The 18,551-nt window shown below is 49.3% G+C and carries 20 protein-coding genes; 3 read left to right on the top strand and 17 right to left on the bottom strand.

Translation table 11 applies throughout. The features are described from left to right. Together ABEW34_RS13800 and ABEW34_RS13795 are read right to left on the bottom strand one after the other, a co-directional pair. On the bottom strand, positions 1-1,857 hold the full coding sequence (locus tag ABEW34_RS13800) for a hypothetical protein (RefSeq protein WP_430159620.1): 1,857 nt from the start codon (positions 1,855-1,857) through the stop codon (positions 1-3). A gap of 229 nt (positions 1,858-2,086) precedes the next feature. Beyond that, entirely contained in the window at positions 2,087-5,428 is a 3,342-nt protein-coding gene (locus tag ABEW34_RS13795) for a DUF5107 domain-containing protein (protein ID WP_430159618.1), read from the bottom strand. Positions 5,429-5,629: 201 nt separating this feature from the next. Between ABEW34_RS13795 and ABEW34_RS13790 the strand changes: the two genes are divergently transcribed. Next, the gene (locus ABEW34_RS13790; RefSeq protein ID WP_430159617.1) at positions 5,630-6,286 is read left to right on the top strand and encodes a cupin domain-containing protein; all 657 of its coding nucleotides are present in this window, start codon (positions 5,630-5,632) and stop codon (positions 6,284-6,286) included. Positions 6,287-6,414: 128 nt separating this feature from the next. Beyond that, a complete protein-coding gene (locus ABEW34_RS13785) occupies positions 6,415-6,861 on the top strand; it encodes a GNAT family N-acetyltransferase (protein ID WP_430159616.1) in 447 nt (148 codons plus the stop codon). Here ABEW34_RS13785 and ABEW34_RS13780 read toward each other — a convergent pair. The 13 genes from ABEW34_RS13780 to ABEW34_RS13720 form a co-directional block, all read right to left on the bottom strand. After that, positions 6,851-7,300: a DUF441 domain-containing protein gene (locus tag ABEW34_RS13780; protein WP_056035483.1), complete on the bottom strand. Its 450-nt coding sequence runs from the start codon at positions 7,298-7,300 to the stop codon at positions 6,851-6,853. The two genes, ABEW34_RS13785 and ABEW34_RS13780, sit on opposite strands and share 11 nt — an antisense overlap. A gap of 70 nt (positions 7,301-7,370) precedes the next feature. After that, positions 7,371-7,553 carry a hypothetical protein gene (locus tag ABEW34_RS13775; RefSeq protein WP_430159614.1) on the bottom strand — a complete coding sequence of 61 codons (183 nt, stop codon included), beginning with the start codon at positions 7,551-7,553 and terminating at the stop codon, positions 7,371-7,373. A gap of 82 nt (positions 7,554-7,635) precedes the next feature. Continuing rightward, positions 7,636-8,004, bottom strand: a complete 369-nt coding sequence (locus ABEW34_RS13770; protein WP_430159612.1) for a DUF423 domain-containing protein — start codon at positions 8,002-8,004, stop codon at positions 7,636-7,638. A gap of 74 nt (positions 8,005-8,078) precedes the next feature. Continuing rightward, positions 8,079-8,864, bottom strand: coding sequence for a GNAT family N-acetyltransferase (locus tag ABEW34_RS13765; protein ID WP_430159610.1), 786 nt, complete (start codon positions 8,862-8,864; stop codon positions 8,079-8,081). Between the two features lie 35 nt (positions 8,865-8,899). After that, entirely contained in the window at positions 8,900-9,616 is a 717-nt protein-coding gene (locus tag ABEW34_RS13760) for a hypothetical protein (protein WP_430159608.1), read from the bottom strand. 199 nt (positions 9,617-9,815) lie between these two features. Further along, positions 9,816-10,262, bottom strand: a complete 447-nt coding sequence (locus ABEW34_RS13755; RefSeq protein ID WP_430159606.1) for a MarR family winged helix-turn-helix transcriptional regulator — start codon at positions 10,260-10,262, stop codon at positions 9,816-9,818. Between the two features lie 17 nt (positions 10,263-10,279). Then, the gene (locus ABEW34_RS13750; RefSeq protein ID WP_430159603.1) at positions 10,280-11,182 is read right to left on the bottom strand and encodes a DUF72 domain-containing protein; all 903 of its coding nucleotides are present in this window, start codon (positions 11,180-11,182) and stop codon (positions 10,280-10,282) included. Between the two features lie 181 nt (positions 11,183-11,363). Next, positions 11,364-11,582, bottom strand: coding sequence for a hypothetical protein (locus ABEW34_RS13745; RefSeq protein ID WP_430159602.1), 219 nt, complete (start codon positions 11,580-11,582; stop codon positions 11,364-11,366). Positions 11,583-11,620: 38 nt separating this feature from the next. Further along, positions 11,621-11,779, bottom strand: coding sequence for a hypothetical protein (locus ABEW34_RS13740; protein WP_430159599.1), 159 nt, complete (start codon positions 11,777-11,779; stop codon positions 11,621-11,623). 69 nt (positions 11,780-11,848) lie between these two features. Further along, positions 11,849-12,817, bottom strand: a complete 969-nt coding sequence (locus tag ABEW34_RS13735; protein WP_430159596.1) for an EamA family transporter — start codon at positions 12,815-12,817, stop codon at positions 11,849-11,851. A 273-nt stretch (positions 12,818-13,090) separates the two neighbouring features. Continuing rightward, entirely contained in the window at positions 13,091-14,338 is a 1,248-nt protein-coding gene (locus ABEW34_RS13730; RefSeq protein WP_430159593.1) for an MFS transporter, read from the bottom strand. A gap of 248 nt (positions 14,339-14,586) precedes the next feature. Next, positions 14,587-15,027 carry a GNAT family N-acetyltransferase gene (locus ABEW34_RS13725; RefSeq protein WP_430159591.1) on the bottom strand — a complete coding sequence of 147 codons (441 nt, stop codon included), beginning with the start codon at positions 15,025-15,027 and terminating at the stop codon, positions 14,587-14,589. A gap of 34 nt (positions 15,028-15,061) precedes the next feature. Continuing rightward, a complete protein-coding gene (locus ABEW34_RS13720; RefSeq protein ID WP_430159589.1) occupies positions 15,062-15,808 on the bottom strand; it encodes an RNA polymerase sigma factor in 747 nt (248 codons plus the stop codon). 288 nt (positions 15,809-16,096) lie between these two features. Between ABEW34_RS13720 and clpP the strand changes: the two genes are divergently transcribed. Continuing rightward, positions 16,097-16,681, top strand: coding sequence for an ATP-dependent Clp endopeptidase proteolytic subunit ClpP (gene clpP, locus ABEW34_RS13715; protein WP_099520556.1), 585 nt, complete (start codon positions 16,097-16,099; stop codon positions 16,679-16,681). 313 nt (positions 16,682-16,994) lie between these two features. On the opposite strand, the gene ABEW34_RS13710 is transcribed toward clpP, so the two are convergent. Together ABEW34_RS13710 and ABEW34_RS13705 are read right to left on the bottom strand one after the other, a co-directional pair. Next, complete coding sequence (locus ABEW34_RS13710) at positions 16,995-17,507, bottom strand: acyl-CoA thioesterase (protein WP_046233197.1); 513 nt, start codon at positions 17,505-17,507, stop codon at positions 16,995-16,997. 56 nt (positions 17,508-17,563) lie between these two features. After that, positions 17,564-18,523, bottom strand: coding sequence for a nucleoside hydrolase (locus tag ABEW34_RS13705; protein WP_430159585.1), 960 nt, complete (start codon positions 18,521-18,523; stop codon positions 17,564-17,566). Between the last annotated feature and the right edge of the window lie 28 nt (positions 18,524-18,551).

Here is an 18,551-nt window from a genome sequence, read left to right as displayed (position 1 = left end):
CTATCCCTCCAAGCCCAAATGCCGGATTTTAAAGGTGCGGGTCGCCATATGGGGATTGGTCATGAGTGTATTTGCAATACCCGTCATTGGACGGTCAAAAGGATAGCCCAACGCTCTGCTGTCTGGATACGGCTGATTTTGATTCGTTACACCACAGAAGCTAATTGAACCGCAGGTGCTCTCACTCACCTTGTCTTCATTCCAATCTGTCAGCATAACCAGCATCACATACGGCATTCCTTCCTCGTTTCCGCGGGGCAGCAGCAGCGTATAAGGCCAACCACACTGACAGCCGCTATCTCCTTGTGTTCTTTCAGGATTAGGCTCTAATACCGCTGGTTTTTGAATAACAGAAGACTCTTTAGCATTCTGATAAATAACATTTTTACCAGGGGAAAGCCTTGCAATAAACTTATCCATTTCAATCCATGAGCGGTAGTCCTCTTGCGTTTGCTCAGGAGCAATAAAAATACGTACGGTCGATTCGATATCACGCGAGGATAAGTTTTCTACACGTAAAAAATAAGCAAGCCCTTTATGGGTCAAATATTTAATTTGTTCATACATTTTGTAAACCGTTTGAAGCTCATCCGTCGTTGTAATGATGGCTCCTCCACCTTCAAACGGTCCGTCCTGGAAAGCTGCTTCCCAATCGGAGAAAGCCTCTTTTCCAATCTGCTGCAAGTCTCCTACTGTTGGCAGACCATCTTCCCTGCACAAAATAATTTTATTTATTCTTACTTCTGGCCCGCCTCCGAAAGCATTAACCGGCATTCGCCGGAGAAATTCGTCGTAAAGATTATCAACTTCCTTGTGCCAACGCCAAAAGAACGCGTGACGGCAGGCTGTTGCCGGATCTCCCATAAGTTCATCCTCTACAGTTGAGGTTGCAACAGATAAATTCACAACAGCCCCATGCCCGGATCCGTGAAAATTATTTTCACGTTGGGAATCATTCAAATTTTCCGGCTCATTCGACGCTCTCCATTCCGTATCATTGCCAAGCAGATCTACCGCTTTTTTCGGATTGTTGAGATAAAGCTCGAATTTGCCTTTTATGCCAGTGCGGCCATTTTCTAGCTTAGTAATATCTTCCAATGCAAGCTTTCGGTTCCCGCTCGAAGGAAGGCCCGGATCATACGGATCAACTGGTCCCTCATATTGATTAAAGGCTTCTACACGTAAAAGATTGACAGACAATCTTTCCGCATCATATCGGGCTAGCATTTGCCGATGCATGTATAAGAACATTTCTCCGCCGCGATCTACAATCTTACGCCGATCATAGACAACATGCCAATGAATATGATGCTCATTGAGTAATATATCCTCGCGAAATTGCTTTATATCAGGCTCGCCTGTACTCACAGCAGCTTCAAATGAAATGGCCCCTTCGGCACCCCGCATTTCGAGTCGAGTTTGATTTTCCACATTTAGCTTAATAAAGTCAGGATATTGTTTTTCTAAAGCGGGAAGCTCAAGTCCATGCACATCAGGATGGTGAACTAAAAATAACCTCATGCCATACTGCGCAGCTAAGACATCTTTACTTGCTGTATCCTGCGCAAACGCTGCTACGATTTGTGCAAGCCCATTTTCATGATCAATGGCCACTGCCAAAATATGCTCATATTTTCGGGCAAAATCGCCCGCCACTTCCAATTGTTGATTATCAAATGGCGAAAAGGGATGGATGGCCCCCAATTTTCTTCGGGCTATGTTTGACGGAGCGGTCCTTTCAACCTCTAAAGAAAAAGGTTCCGATTCCAAATTTTCGATTTCAATTTCAGTATGAAGGGGATTTACAAACAATTCCTCAAGCTTGCGATTTAATTCCTTTACGTTGATGTCTGACACAGATGCACTCTCCTTAATCTTAGTTTCCATGAGTGGATAGAAACGCTTACAATACATATTGGATTTTTAATTAGTCCTATTTTTTCGAAGAGCTTTAAAATTTATACATTTTTATATTTATGGGAAAATAAAGATAATTTATGTAGAATCAGTAAAATGAAAACGAAAAAAGCCGCTGTCCAGGTCATGGACAGCAGCTTCATGCTTTGACTAAAAGACACTAAACTATTTAATTGGATAACGCCAGTAAGCTATGAATGCGCGCTCCGCTATGATTGCCATCCAATTGCAAAGCAGCGCCAAACTGCTCCACCGCCTGTTTACGCTCCCCGAGCCCAAGAAGGCCTAATCCCATCATATAACGGCAATGAACTTCGTTGCGTTTGCTTAGATCATCCTCGAAAACGAGGAAATCCGGCAGCGAAACGGCAAAATAATCAAATTCGACCCGGTCGAAAATATGCTTTTCCGCATAATCGAGCAGCTTATGGAAGCGTCGTTTTGCCTCCGGCTCGTTACCCAGCTTCAACCACGACAACCCTTGATAAAAAATCATATCTGGCGGCTGGTCATTGTAATACAGTGCGCTAGCGGGCTCCTCTAGCCCTTGGGAAGCCTGCTTAAAGCAATTTTCCGCTCTAAGCGGATCATTCAGCGCTTCATACGCACAGCCTAAATAATAATAAATATTGTTTTCCTGTGCGCCATGCAGCTTGCCCTCGCCATAATGCTCTGGATAGACGAGCGCCATGTTCAGCAATTGTATCGCATGGGACGCATTCCCCTGCTGGAGCGCCTGTTTGGCGAGTTCAACATGCGTGAACACATGCTGTCCCGTCACTTTTCCTTCCCCGCCCTCCCAAGGATGGAACTGGCGTGAAGCGAGCGCAACTACCGCTTGACCATGCTGCCTCGTCGCATTGAGCAGCGTGACATATTCGATGTACAGGTCGTCGCGGAGCTCGACAAGCTTCCGCTGCTGTTCCAGCTTGGCGAGCCGCTGCTGAGCAGGATGCCCTAGCTTTTTATACAGCTGATCCAGCTCATAGAAGACGCGGGCGTCGGCCTGATCGAGTGCGAAAGCCTGCTCCAGCGCTTCAAGCGCAGCTTCCTCATCGCCGCGCTTATTGTAGTAAGCAAGCGCTAGGTTGCGATGGACAGTAGCAAAATTCGGCTTTGCTGCGCGCGACGCTTCCCAATGGGCAATCGCATCGCTATGTCGTTTCTTGTCATACAGTAAGTTGCCCAAATAATAATGCGCCATCGCATCGTGCGGATTGGCCGCAATCGCTTGCTCCAGCACGATTAGCTCAAACAAGCTGTTCGGGAAGCAATAATACGGAGCAGCCGATTCCGCAGCTTGGCGCGAAGCAGTCGCGGCTTCTGTATGGCCTGACTGCTCATACGCATAAGCAAGCGTATAATGCAGCATCGGGTAGACCGCTGCGGCACCCTCTAGTGAAGACACGATGTACGCAAGCACCGCAATCGCTTCCTCATGCAGCCCGCTGCCGATATAGTCGGCAGCTAAGTTCAAATAATTGTGCGCATCGCCGCGCATAAGCCGCTGCAGCTCGGCGCGCGCCTGATCCGCCAGCTGCTGCTGCCCCCCAGCAGCCAGCGCCAAGCAGCGCTCATTGGCCGATCCGAAATCGGCCACATCGAGCCCGAGCGTCTCCGCCGCGAAGGCTATCGCCTCATCGCTGCGTCCCAGCTTGCGCAGCAGCGCCGCCTTCAAATGGCGCGCTTTATAATTGCGAGCGTTCCGCACGATGGAACGCTCCACCAGTTCCAGCGCATCCGCAAGAGCGCCTTCCACGCAAGCGATCTGCGCCAGCGAGAAGTAGCTGGCATCCTGCCAGGCCGCTGACCATGTTGCCTTGTAGAAAGCAGCGAACGCTTCTTCGCGCTTCCCCTGATGCTTCAAGGCAACACCAAGCTGATAAAGCGCCTCGCTGTCATACGGATTCGGGTTGCGCGACGTCAGCGACTTAATGGCGGTGCGGAAATACCCTTCCGCCTGCTGAAATTTCCCTTGCCGCAGCAGCAGGGTGCCGTAGGCGACATTAATCCGGCTATCGCTTGCATCGCGCTTCAGCCCTTCCAGATAATACGCCTCCGGCTCGAACGTCGCGTGGCGATATTGCTCCAGATGGAGCCCCGCCAAATACAGCTGCTCATTGGTCTTGAGCGCAGCAGGAGCTTCAAGCGGCTTAGCGGCATCGGGTATTTGCTCTAGCGAAGGCTTGGCTTGCTGGTAAGAAATGAGCAGCTTCCCTGCCGAATCACGGACCGACAGCAGCAAATCAAAAGCCTGATCCGCTTCATCCCATGTGATGATCGACTTGAATATGTCGTTCGGTGACAGCTTCACCTTCTCCTGAATATAGCTGCGGCCCCGTCCACGCAGCTCGATCTGGGCATCCTCGAACACAGCTGTTGCATAAACGTAAAGGGCCGCTTCCCGCGCCTCTTCGTCGACCTCCAAATTAACAGCGGTATCGATGGATGCATTTTTGACGACCCCAATATTTTTGTAGGGCATAAAATATTGCTTGAACGACTTTTCCTCATACGGCTGAAGCCAGGTGAAATCCGGCTGATTGTCCGTATACACGCCCGTCATCAGCTCAATATAAGGCCCATCCTCATCGGTCAGATTGCGATCCCAGGCGATTCCAAACTCGCCATTTCCCCATGTCCACTGCTTTTTGCCGGGGGAAATATGATGGTTCGCCACATGCAGCAGCCCCGCCTGCACCCCATGATCATAGCCTCCGACAAAATTATAGTCGGATTTGTAAGCCATATAAGAGGTTGGCACAGGAATGTTGCGATAGCGGGAAATATCAACGCCGGCGGAATAATCCATTTTATAATACGTGCCGGTCGCTATTGGAAACCTGCTTACGTCCCGCTTGCCATGGTCGAACACCGCCGTGACGTCAGGAGGAAATACCGACTGCGTATGCTCATTAACCGCTACTGCCGGATTGGCCCACCATAAAAAAGTTTGCGGCTGCGGCGTACGATTGTACAGTTGTGCGGAAATTTCCAAATACGCCTTGCCCGGATACAGCGTAAAGCCAGCTGTTACCTTCGTTCCATACATGCGGTCAATTTCGCTGACCCACACCGTAGCGCTGCCGTCTTTATTTTCAGCCAGACGATATTCTACAGGCCCATAGGTGTTTGGACGATGATGCTGCGGCCAGTTGAATTCGATGCCACCGGAAATCCACGGCCCCGCGAGCCCCACCAGCGCAGGCTTGATCACCTTGTTGTAATAAACGAAATCATAGTCATTCGTCTTATCCAGCGCCCGATAAATACGGCCGCCCAGCTCCGGCATCATTTCGATACGCACATATTCATTTTCGAGAATGACGAGTTTGTAGGGCTGAGGCTGCTTTTCATTTTCGATTTTATCAATTACGGGATGCGGATATACCCGGCCCGAGCTGCCCTGATACACTCTTTTTTCTAAAAACATCGGATTTCGCTCTGGTCTGCCTATGCCGTAGGTCGGTATGGAAACCGTCTCTTCCCAAATCTTCACCTGCTGCTCCAACGTGATTCCTCCCTAGCTTTAATGCTTTAACTTTAGCGCCTGGGAGCAGGAGATCCAATTCACGATACACTTGTTCTAATGGACTATATTCTGATTTCATTAGGCACCGATAGAACTGGCTTTCGCGCCAGTTCTTCACCTCTGTCTGGGCAGCTGCATACACTGCTGGAAAAACTGCGATTTCTGAAAGGCAGGCCGATCATGAGTACAGAATATGTAGACCTCACATCACCCGCATTAAATTTGTTTTACGATGTCAATTGCGCCCCCTTATTCCATAAGGACTCCTGCAACTACTTAAACCAATTAACTGCACAAGAATTGCCTGTGCTGAGAAGCACGTCGTTTTTCGATGCGCATATGACCAAAAATCATATTGTTGAGCCGCATTGGCATCCCAATACGACAGAGCTTGTATTCGTCACGCATGGTGAAATTGTCGTTTCGATTTTGAATCCTTTTACGAAGCAGCTGCTTACTTACCGGTTATGCGACCATCAAGCGGTATACATTCCAATGGGCTGGTGGCACTGGATTATTGCATGCAGCGAACATACGCATTTTATAACGATTTTTGATGACCGCTGCCCACAAACGGTATTCGGCTCTGACGTGCTGCGCATTACGCCGAAGGAAGTGTTCCAGCTCGCCTATTGCGTCAATGCTGGTCAGCTTGCCCATGTGCTGTCGCCGATTCAAAATACGACCATTATCGGACCAGCCTGCGTCAATGCCCAAGCTGGCGCGAGCGGATATGGAGGCTACGGCCACGGATCGGCGCAAGGCGTACAATGGCGAATTGGCAACCCGCCACCGCAAGCTTTGGATGAAGAGGAAGAACAGGAGCTGCAAAGGTAACGGCAACCTCCTGTCCACGCCGACCAGGCAATACACAAATCGAGTTGGCCCATGCGCAATTGCATGGGCCTCTCTAGCCTTGTCTTCACCCTCACGGTGTTGAGCACGGGTTACCGTTTTTTACGGGAATGATGAGATCTCCTTGGGTTACGTCAAGCGACTTTCCCCCGAAACTAGTCCTCTTAACTTACCTAGATAATATCAGAGGACAGACGCAAAATTACGCTGTACTGTTGAAAAACGGCGGACCGCTTATTGGGCATCTTGTGTTCCATAGCTATTTTGGAAATCATACCTATGAAATCGGCTGGGTATTCAGCCCTCATTATCGCAATCAAGGCTATGCCTCGGAAGCTGCACGCTCCATGCTTAAATATGGGTTTGAGGAGCTGCAGCTGCACAGAATGATTGCCACCTGCCAACCCGAGAACATTCCCTCCTTCCGTGTGATGGAGAAAATAGGCATGCGCAGGGAAGGCTTTTTCAAAAAATGCATTCCTAATGGCGCCAATGCTTGGTGGGATAAATATTACTACGCGATTCTGCAAGAAGAATGGCTCACCCTTACTTGCTAATTAGCAGCGACAGCAATCCAGCCGCAATAAGCGGACCTACCGGAACACCTTTAAAAAAAGCAACGCCAATGATCGTCCCGATAATAAGCCCGGTCACGATCGTCGGCTGGCTGGACATCAGATGAAAGCCGCGCCCGCCCAAATAAGCAACCAGCACGCCGACGACGATGGCCGCTATCGATTTCCAATGGAGAAACGATTCATAGACCGATTTCATACTGATCGTCCCGCTTGCCAGCGGCGCGAGAATGCCAATCGTCAATATGATGATGCCCAAAGTCAGACCGTGTTTCTCGATCCACGGGAAAGCCTGGTGCACATTCGTTACCCGGAGAAGCAGCAGAAATACGGCAGCGATGGTGATGGAGTTGTTTTTGCTCAATATGCCCAGGAGTGCGAAAAAAAGCAGCAGGACAGACGGCGTGTCGATTTGCGGCATTTGCTGAATCCCCTTTCTCTTAATAAGCAGTAGTTTGTCATTCTCCAGGCTCTATTAATCCTTGCAAGGATTAGCGTCGTCGATTGCGACGTTTGTTCCATTCCAACAGCTCCAAACAGCCGATAAACAACGCGAATAAAATGAACAATGGAATCGTCTTGCCGAACTCCATTAATTTGAACAGAGGTGCGACAATAGCCGTCGTCCCCACAATAACTAGTCCCAGCACCGAAAGGCGCCATCCTGTAAACATAAACGAACTTCCTCCCAATCCATTAGCAAAATGACCAAAGAGCCTGCCTCCGGCAAGCTCTTCGTCCTGTACGGCTATGCAGCTAGCCTTGAATAATCGCAACGGCAAGAATGGCCCAGCCGATCAAAAAACAAAGTCCGCCCAGCGGAGTAATCGCGCCCAGCTTCTTCACACCACTCAAGCTAAGGGCGTAAAGGCTGCCGCTGAACAAAATAATGCCGGCAAAGAGAAACCAGCCTGCGGTTACGACGAGTCCGCTCGTCAATACCCCGCCCGCTAAAATACCGGCAAGCAGCAAGCCCAGCGCGTGGGCAATCTGGTATTGCACCCCCGTCTGAAAAATAGCCAGCATGTCGGCAGAAAGCTTCTTCTTCAAAGCATGCGCGCCGAATGCGCCGAGCATTACAGATAAAAACATATTGATGCTGCCAAGCAGCAGTAAGGTCGTCATTTTATCCTCCCGCATCTTCCTATTATTCGCTATAGCTTTGACTATTGTATCATTATTACAAGTAACAACCTAGATTAAATATTATGCACAGGCGACTGGCATGGCCACGTATATGCGAGCAGCTCAAAGCCCCGCCTCGCCAAAATCGGACGGCTCATTGGACTTGCATCCACCGTCATCAAACGAAAGCCCGCCCGCCAGGCAGCCTGTGCCCTAACAGCCAACAGAGCTGAATAATGCCCTTTGCCGCGGTATTCCGCAAGCGTAGATCCGCCCCAAATGCTTGCGAAGGACGTTCCTTCGTGCAAATACATCCAGGCGGCGCTGACCATTTGGTCTCCGTCATAAGCTGCGTAGATGTGCAGTCCGATTTGCTTATCCTGCAGATCCTGCTTCAATCGCTCGCCATGCTCGGCATGCGGCACGCCCCACACCGTTTCTTCCAGCGCGACCAATGCATCAATGCCCGCCGCATCCGTGACAGGGCGAATCGAAGTCGGAATTTCATACTGAAGCAGTTCATGTCCATCTGCAAGCTGAATGACCATCATAGCCTCTTCTTCACCGATATTGAAGCCATGCGCCAGCAACCGTTCTTTGAGATTACTAGGCTTGTCATCGCTATACACCTTCCACTCAAACGATTGCTTCAGCTCGCGGAAATATGCCAATTGCTTTACAATGGCCTCATCAACATTATTTTCGTTCAAATCTGTATGCAGGACGAAGCCGCCTTCGCTCTCATTTTCGAGTGCGATTTGCCGAATGACTCCGCCTTCCTGCTCACGACGATAGCCCGGAAACGTAATCTCGATTCGCTGCTCCTTCGTGAATAAAGCTATCAGCTGTTCTTGGTTCATCGTCCACCCCTTCTTCTTGCCTTGTCTTTATGCCATCATTGTTCAAAATCAATGACTTCATGCTTTATATATATCGTCTTGCGTTGTTTTCCTTCTTGGCCCAGCCGTATGTTGAACGAATCTGTTTTGGCAAGCGCCGCATATTGCGGCTCGCTAATTGCCCTTGGAATGGCGCTGCGGATTAGCCCGACCGCAAACTGATGAAATAAAACAAGCTCTCCCCGCATCATATCCTCAATATCGCCGCCCAATATTTTTCCCCCATAAGCTTTGCGCTGCTCGTTCAGATTCGTCATCAGCTTCGGAATGAACTGATACAGCCAGGCGGTATTATAATTCTCGAAATAAGGCTCCGAATCGTCGTATCCTTGCTCGCCATAAGCCTCAACCCGATAAGCAAATAATTCGTCCGCGTTGGAATATGCCTGCAAGCTATATTCTATGATGCTAATGGCTCCGATCAGCCGCTCCTGCTGCCTGACATAAAGCCGATGGCATAACTGGCGAAAAGAAGACAAAAACAGCTCAATCAGCTGTTCTTGATGAATGTGGTAATAACGATTTTCCTGAAACACCGTTTGCTCAAGAGCAGGTATAAAACAGTTTTTATAAAAATGACGGAGCATCAGCGCTTTCCGGGTATCCTTCCGCTCTCGCCGCCTGCACGACTCTTCCCGTCCAAGCCCTGTTAGCCTGATCCACTGGAAAGCTGCCCCCTCGGCATCTTTGCTGCTGTGGCCTGTACCGCCCAAAAGCATTCCCTCCTCCAACCATTTTCCCACGCGCCCTTGTTTATCGTTCTATTTATATGTACACGGCGCAGCCCGTCTAAAATGACATCGCAATATATCTTTTAATTATATCGGTGGGAAATGTTGGATTGTTAAGAGGATTTTTCAACAGATGCCAAGAAACCTTGTGTGGCGCAAAATATAGCAGCTCCCGAAACGGTTAATTTTTCTCGATTAAAGCTTGCAAATGATGATTAATCCGCAGCAGCAGCGAAATCATCAGCTCGTACTCCTCTGCGGAAATAACCTTCTTCACTTCATCGTTTACCGACTCATTAATAGCGGTTGTTTCATTAATAAGCTGCCGTCCCTTGTCTGTAATATAAACAGCAAAGCTGCGGCGATCCTGAATGCCAGGACGCTTATGAATCAGCTGCTCCTTCTCCAGATGGTCGATGATCCGGGTAACGGTTGGATTTTCCTTGCTTGTCCGCAAAGCAATTTCCTTCTGAATCAAGCCATCCGACTTGCTGATTTGAATGAGTACCGACCACTGCTCTGGCGTAATCGCATAATCTCTCAACCGTTGCTGAAATAAATTAGTCAGCTTGCGATAGGTCATTCCCATTGTAAAGCCAATCGATTGCTCAAGTCCCTGATAGGGCATATACCTGTCCTCCCACTCTAAAATAACTCCAGCTGCTCTACCGCTGGCGGTTCTGGCTCATTGCGAACAAAATAAGGCCCTTCCCCATCCGGACAGTTCAGTCCAAGCAGGTCCATCAGTTCTTTGGCATTATCAGCCGCGTCCCCGCCGGAGTTATTGTTAAAAATAATGCAAATATGCTTGCTCTGCTGCTGCAGCTCCTTGATATGGTCTACCCATTCTCGAAGCTCAGCGCTGTTATAGCGATACAAATAGCGAACCTCGCGCCAATTCGGCGCTCCGCTCTGATTCCAGCCAGCTACATTTCGGCCATGCAGCCTAACGAGCGTCAGCTCCTGATCGGTTGCTTGCAGCACGGTCGGCACTGAGCCAACACCCGCCTGCGGCTCATCGCACACACTGTGGATCCAGCCCTCGCGCTTCATGAATGCCAGCGTCTTCGCACGAAACTCCGGCATAAACCAGCTCTGATGGCGGAACTCCAAAGCGCAGCGAATGCTGCCCATTCTTAGCTTCGTCTCGCGAAGCAGCCGGACATTGTCCTGCGTGCAATCAAACCATGGCGGATATTGAAATAGCACGGCAGTCAGCCGCCCAGCCTCCATTACCGGCTCAATGGATTCGCGAAAAGCGGCGAACATCTGGCCCGTGTCATTTAATACCGCCGCAGCTGCTGCTTCACCGCGCTGATGCCCTGTCATGCCCTGATACGCTTTTATCATAAAATGGAGCGAGTCCGGCGTTTCCGCCACCCATTTGGCGAACCGTTCCCGTGATTGAATCGCATAGAAGGAGCTGTCTACTTCGACGACGGGATAATACTTGGCATATTGGCCCAGCCTGTCCTTCGCCTTTGTACCGGGAATATACAGCGAATCATGGTCGCCCCAGCCCGTAAGTCCGATTTGAACAGCCATCATTCGGCTCCTTTCTTATGTTCTTGGCATGTTGTAGGTCTGTTGTAGATGTCCTATTTATGATAAAGCAACTATACTTGCTTTGACAACTTTTGCGCGTCCCGTTCGCCTTGATACCCTAATTTACAATATGTAAAACAAAAAAAAGCCTGATTGCTCAGGCTTCCTGTTACTTAAATCAATCTTATTTCCCGCGCTTTCTATAGCGACGATAAACGACCACTCCTACCGCTACAACAAGCACCAATATTGCGATACCTAACACAACCCTGTTTGATGAGCTGCTGTCCGCTAGATCGCGATTATTCTCTGGAGTCCCCCCAGACACCAGCATCGCTTGCTTCTTAACGACCGATTCTTGAGTCAGCAGAACCACTTCCTTATCCTTCAGAAAAGCCGCCATTTCCTTCTTTCAGAAAAAAGAGATACTCCACGTCCTCTTCACTCGGTCCATTTATAGCTCCCCAGGTCGGGTCCTCCGATACCGTCATACCAATCAAAAGCCTCAGCTGGCGTTTTCATTTGGGCGCAAGACAGCGCAGATGCCGGTGACGGGAGCAGCCATAATAGCAAGAGCGACAAAATCAGCCATTTTTTCAAAGAGTACACCGCCTTTATGCGACAGACGGAAAAACCAGCTAAAGGTTTCAAATATTGGTAAAAAAGACGTCAGGTCGCCATTGTGCGCTGCGAGCGCCATTTGAAGCGTTTCAGCTCTGGCAGCAAAATGCCCGCTAGGACGACGGCGACGCCCACCCATTGCAGCATGCTCACATGCTCATTCAATATAAGTGCCGACATTGTGACAGCTACAGGAAGCTCGGCTGCGCCTAATACGCCAGCCATGCCTTCACCAATGTGCGGCACTCCGATGGCGAACAGGACAGGCGGGATAAACGCACCGAACAACCCTAGCAGGAAACCGAATACGAGCAACTGCCCCCAAATCAAACCATTAAACAGAAATATGGGCGGGAATAAAATAAACACGAGCAGCAATCCGCCAGTAATCATCCACGCACTGCGGTAAGCCGGGTGTACAGCTGGCACTGCTTTGCCGCTGAACAAAATAAACAAGGAATAGCTCACGGCGGATAATAGGCCGAAAATAATGCCGATCCAGTTGAACTGGGCAGCGCCCTCCTCCATAATGCCAGCAGCTAGCAGCGTGCCTCCGAACAAAACTATCAAAGCCAGCATCATAATGCCTTTAGGACGTTGACGCTTGCTGAAAGCTTGAATCAATACGCTGATCCATGTGAATTGAAATAATAATATAATCGCCAACGAGGCTGGAATATAACGAAGCGAGTGATAATACAACAAGCCCGTTATAGCTGTGGGCATACCCGAAAGCATCAGCAACACTCTGCTTTTCCACGTCAGCTTAGAGGCAAGCGTTTTGGCAGCCTCTGCCGCTCGAGTAATAGAAGAAACTGTGTTTGGGACTGTACGGACTTTGCGCTTCTCCCGCCATTTTGTATAAAAAGCCAGCATCCAGGCCAATATAAATCCCGTCAGCAGCTGCGTTCCAACCACTTCACCTAATTGGTAGCCTTGACCATAGGCCAGCACTACGATTGTAGATAACACACCGTAACTAATCGCACCGAATAAAACCGATAATAAATACTTCATTTGTGCCTTTAAACCTCCTTGATTGTCTCTCTAAACGTGCCCAGACAACACAAAAAATCCTAACCACATAGCAACGACCAATACAGCTTGATCCTTGTTATCGTAGTTAGGAAGTAAAGGCTTCCTGTAGATACCCCCGACCTGTTCTTATATCCAGCTGCAGCTGAATACGGCTTACGAGGTTATACGAAAAAATATATGGTTTGATGCCCTGCTGTCATCTGATGTTAGATCGTAATTCATTTTACATGTTACATGACAAGTAAGGTCGTGTCAATTGTTTTTCATTGAAATATTTTGGGAGACCGCTTCTGGCTTGCTCCAGCCCCGCTTTTTATTTTTTGCAGCCGCCGCCATGCTAATGATCATGTATACGAGCAAAAAGATAATCATGACGCCAGCAGCGCAGCGATACATCGTTTCATAGCTCGTTGCTGAGGCAATAGCTCCTAACAAAATAGCACCTGTAGCTACGCCGAGATCGGTTGCGTTGTAGAACATGCTGTTCACGGCACCATGCTGCTCTGGAGCCGAGCTGCGCAGCATCCAAGCTTGAATCGTTGGCTGGACAGCTCCGAATCCGAGACCATACAGAAGGGCCGATACGATCAACAGCGAAATGGAAGTCGTAAACGACAGCACCGTCAAGCTTGCAATGACACATAACGCTCCAGGAATCAGCACCGCAGCATGCCCTTTGCTATCAAACAGTTTGCCAGAAATCGGACGAACGATAATAATCGTCACCGCATTAAACAAGAAAAACAAACCGATTTGATTGATCGCTAGCTTTTCTCCGTACAAGGCGATAAAGCTTAATATACCGCTGTATGTAATCGACAGCAGTATATTTAGTAACGCTGGAATCACGAGCTTGAAATTAAAAGGCGGCTTGCTCGCGGCAGCCCGTTTCCGCTCTTCCTGATTAAGGCGCGGAGGCTCTGGCGGAAGCGGACGAAACACCAAAAGAATCGGGATAATCAGCAATATCGCTGCCGTTCCCGTTATGCTTAACGCCCCGAATCCGAATTGCTTCAAAATATTAAGCCCTATCATGGGACCAATGGACATCGCAATGCTGGTGGACAAGCCAAAATAGCCAATTCCTTCGCCAATTCGCCCAGCGGGAATAATTTGCGATACGAGCGTCGGTATAATCGTACTGGCTATGCCAAAGCCAATGCCGTAAAATACACGCATGATGAGCAAGGAGCCGACGGAATCAGCCGCGATATACATAGCTGTAAAAAGGGCCGCAAGCACAATGCCTGTGTACAAAATGACCGAGCGCGGCACTCTTTTCATCACAAATGCCGTCATAAAACGCGTCAAAATTGCAGAAACAGCAAAAACGCTCGTCACGAGGCTGACCGATACGTCACTGGCCATAAAAGTGTTTTTCGTATAAGCCGTAAGCGGAGAAAGCAGAAGCTGTAAATTAAAGAAAACTAAAAAAGAGCAAACGGTAAGCGTAATAAATGCAGTAGTCCATAAGCGCGGGCGTTGTTCCTGAGACAGCATGCCGTTCCCCCTCGTTGATGAAAAGCTAAAATAGTTGTCATAAGCAATTATATTTCAGACAACTATTACTGTCAATGAAAGAAGCATGGCTGGCATCGCTTGGCTCGCTTGGTTCGCTTGGCTTCTAAAACTTTGGCATAAAAAAATGGACAGAAGTGTGATTTCCGCAGATATCTGTCGGTCACACGCCTATCCTCTTAAAACCGCTTGTGTTAATCACTGGCTTACACATGTTAATTGTCCAGTAATTAATTATGCACCGTTAACTTTTTCACAAACCGATAGCCTGTAATATCAAAGCCGCGGGCCTCATAAAAAGCATGGGCCTTCTTGCGCGATTCCTTTATTCCGCTCGTTAAATATAGCGCAATCGCACCCCGTTCCCTCGCCCATTGCTCTATATAAGCAACGAGCGCCGTACCAATTCCGCTCCCTTGCTCCGATTGCTTCGTTACAAGCAGGCTGATTTGGATGACCATGCCATCTTCCTCATAATAAAAAATATCACGGCAGCCAATCAGCCCGACTGCTTGCCCATCTCGAACTGCAACAAATGTAAAACAGGACTCTATAGACGCTATTTTTTCCATACGGGCGTTGAGCGCCTCTATATTCGTTGGGTAGCCGAGATCGGCCATTAGCTGGACGACCGACTCCACATCCTGATGCTCATATGGTCGTATGAACATATTTGATTCTCCCCCTTCGCTAGTCAATAAACGGTTAGGCAACATTTTGCATAAAAGCATTTTCCAGCGCCATATTACGCGCGTCTGTTGGAACCTTATGACGCCGTGATGGAAGGCGGCCAAGTTCACGCTGCGCCATGTGGACGGCCAGCTCTGGATCATTTTCGCTAAGCTGCATTAACGACGCAACTGCTTTCATATCGCCGGACAAATAAGTGGCGGCCAGCGCCCTTACATAGGTTTTCATATGCTCCTCCTGCGGCTGGGGCAGCCCATCCTGAAGCAACTGCTGGCGCACAGCTATAAGCGCTTGCCTGGCACGGTGAAGCGCCGCTTTTACCGCCCCATCCGTCATCCCCAATATTTCCGCAGCTTCGATGCTTGAGCAGCCGTATACATCCCGCAGCATGAAAACAGCCCTTTGCGCAGCTGTCATATGCTTCACCAGCACATGAAAAACAATTTCAAGCTCGCTAGCCTCTTGATTGTTTACTGCGTTTCCCTGCTGTTGCAAATGCAGCATTTCTCCGCTTATTTTTTGCCAAACCGCTTTTCTGCGGCCTTGGTCGATCCAGCTATTTTTGGCAATGCGCCGCAGCAGCGCTTCGGGATTTTGATGGCTCGCCGCATCTGCAGCGAGGCTCGCTTTAAGCCATGATTCCTGCGCCAAATCATCGGCATCCCAGCTTGAGCCTGTCAGCGAGAGGCTGTACTTGCGCAGGGATGCCAGCTGCTGACCGGCATATTCATACGGTAAGGCGGCTTTATTTTTCAAACGCATAGGACACGCTCCTCTTAACCGATTCCGGGCGAAGACGCGGCAGAACCGTTTATTTTAAAATATAGGAAAGGATATGATTTTCTCATCCTTTCTCTGTATTTCTCGGGCTGAAACGCACCGCGCCGCCAAAGGACGGAGACAGCCGTTTCACTCTGTAAACGAATGAAGCCCCTATTAAGATACGCAGATGAACAAAAAAAAGCTTACAGCGCTACATATCCTTTTGGCCCCCGATAATCGTTTACTAAGTGAAAGTAAACATCAAAAGGAATAAATGGAGGTAAGCCTATGACCAATTATGTGCCTTACGTAGTGGAGCAAAGCGCGCGCGGTGAAAGATCCTATGATATTTATTCACGGCTGCTGAAAGATCGCATTATCTTTCTCGGCTCAGCCATCGACGACCAATTGGCGAACAGCATCGTTGCCCAACTGCTGTTTCTCGCGGAGGAAGACCCGACAAAAGACATCAGTATTTATATTAACAGCCCGGGCGGCTCTACTTCTGCCGGCTTTGCCATCTATGACACCATCCAATATATTAAGCCGGATGTCAGTACGATATGTGTAGGGCTTGCAGCATCCTTCGCCGCTATTTTACTGCTTGCGGGAGCCGAAGGCAAGCGCTTTGCACTGCCCAACAGCGAGGTAATGATTCACCAGCCTCATGGCGGCGTCCAGGGCCAAGCGAGCGATATTGCGATTTCTGCCAATCGGATTGTTCGCATCAGGGAGCATCTCAACCAGATTGCTGCCGCGCGAACCGGCCAGCCGCTGGAGAAAATTCAACTGGACATGGACCGTGATTATTTCCTCTCCGCAGAGGAGGCTGTAGCATACGGCATCGTAGATCGCGTCATTACGACCTTATAATAAAAAACAGCAACGCCCCTTCCGGCTTATCGGCTCGAAGGGGCGTTGCTGCTATTCTGATTGTGTTTAACCGCGCTGCCACTGCGTCGCCATGACTTTCGATCTCATCTGATTTATAATAAAGAAAGAATTGATGAAAGTTGGTGTCCATGTGAGCGGCAAAAAAGCAGTTTATATCGTTCTAGGCATATGTACAGGCCTCGCCTTGTTTGTATACACATGCATTCAGTACGTGCTGTCCTTGCGGCCTTAATCGCAGAAGCGATACAGACCGCAGGCACAATCTATACATTCTGGCAGCTATCATTTACACTCAGTCCCAAGGATGCTTTACCGTCAAAAATTCAGCAAAGCGCTTGCTCTGCTCGCGGCGGGTACGGCGCATTTCCGCCCGCTGCTCTGCTGTCTCAAACAGCTTAAGCTCCTCCTCCGTTTCCGGAACGACCGCTGGCACAGCTACCGGACGCCTGTCTGAATCAAGCGCAACGAACGTCAGAAAGGACGTTGCCGCCACTTCCCGCTCTCCACGCAGCAAATCCTCCTTCACCACTTTAACGAACACTTCGATGGAGGAACGGCCCGTCCAAGTAACGAACGCTTCTAGACATACGGAATCCGTTGGGCGGATGGGGTATAGAAAATCGACCGAATCCGTCGAAGCGGTAACGACGGAGCGTCGGCAATGCTTCGTCGCCGCAATGGAGGCAATATCATCGATATAAGCCATTAGTTTTCCGCCAAACAGCGTATTATGATTGTTCACATCCGTTGGAAACACCCTTGCTGTTTTATAACATCTAGATTCCCGCGAAAAACGCTGCTCCATCTGCCAAAATCCTCCCTTAATTACGTACACTTAACTAAGCTTTCATTGATCTAGCTTTATTCGCTCCAGAATACCGACAACATTTGGCGAATCGCTCTGGCCGAATCCACCTCAACGCAAAATTCCACACTTCTGCCCACAGATGGACGCGGTCTTCTATCTGTTACAATCATACCTGCTGTGAGCCCGCTGCTGCAATCAACGACGGCATTAAATTTTTGTGTCGTAACGAGCGACGGATTAAGCGCTACTAGAACAGCAAGCGCATCATGCATCGGACATTCCTCAATGAAATAGTTCACCTTGCGGTAAAACTCAAAATAAACGCCCAGCGATTCATTCAAAAAGCGGATGATCGCTTGCTTATGTTCCGGCGCATAGCGGACAAGCTTGTCCAGATCAGCTCCCGTAAGCCTTGTAGGCACAGTCACATCAAGCCCGACAATTGTGAGCGGCACATCGGAGGCAAAAACCACCGCCGCCGCTTCAGGATCGGCATAGATGTTAGCTTCTGCAACTGGCGTGACATTGCCGGGTGCAAACAGCGTCCCGCCCATCGTCACCACCTGTTTCAGCTGCCCCGCAAGCTCAGGCGCCTTTTCCAGCGCAAGCGCCAAATTCGTCATTCTGCCCGTCGTAACGAGTGTGAGCTCTCCTGGATTTTCCGCAGCTTTGCGAATAATGAAATCTACCGCATTTTCCTTCAACGGCTGCTGGGAGGAAGGCGGCAGCACCGCATCTCCAATGCCATTATGCCCATGAATATGCGCATCCGTTCCACGTGAAGGCCTTACCGTTGGTGCAACAGCCCCGGCGGCAACGGGAACCTCGTAGCCGCAATTGGCCAGCTGTACCACTCTTAGCGTATTGTCTGTAGCTTGTTCAACCGTCGTATTGCCATACCCTGTCGTTATGCCCTCCACCTTGATTTCAGGCGAAAGCAGCGCGTATAAGATCGCGATGGCATCATCAACCCCGGTGTCTACATCCAGCAAAATTCTTTTTTTGTCTGTCATCGCAAGTCACCCCTTACCCAATGTGGCG

This window comes from Paenibacillus algorifonticola (assembly GCF_050481745.1).
Lineage (GTDB): Bacteria > Bacillota > Bacilli > Paenibacillales > Paenibacillaceae > Pristimantibacillus > Pristimantibacillus algorifonticola_A.
This window is presented reverse-complemented; position numbering and strand designations above follow the sequence as displayed.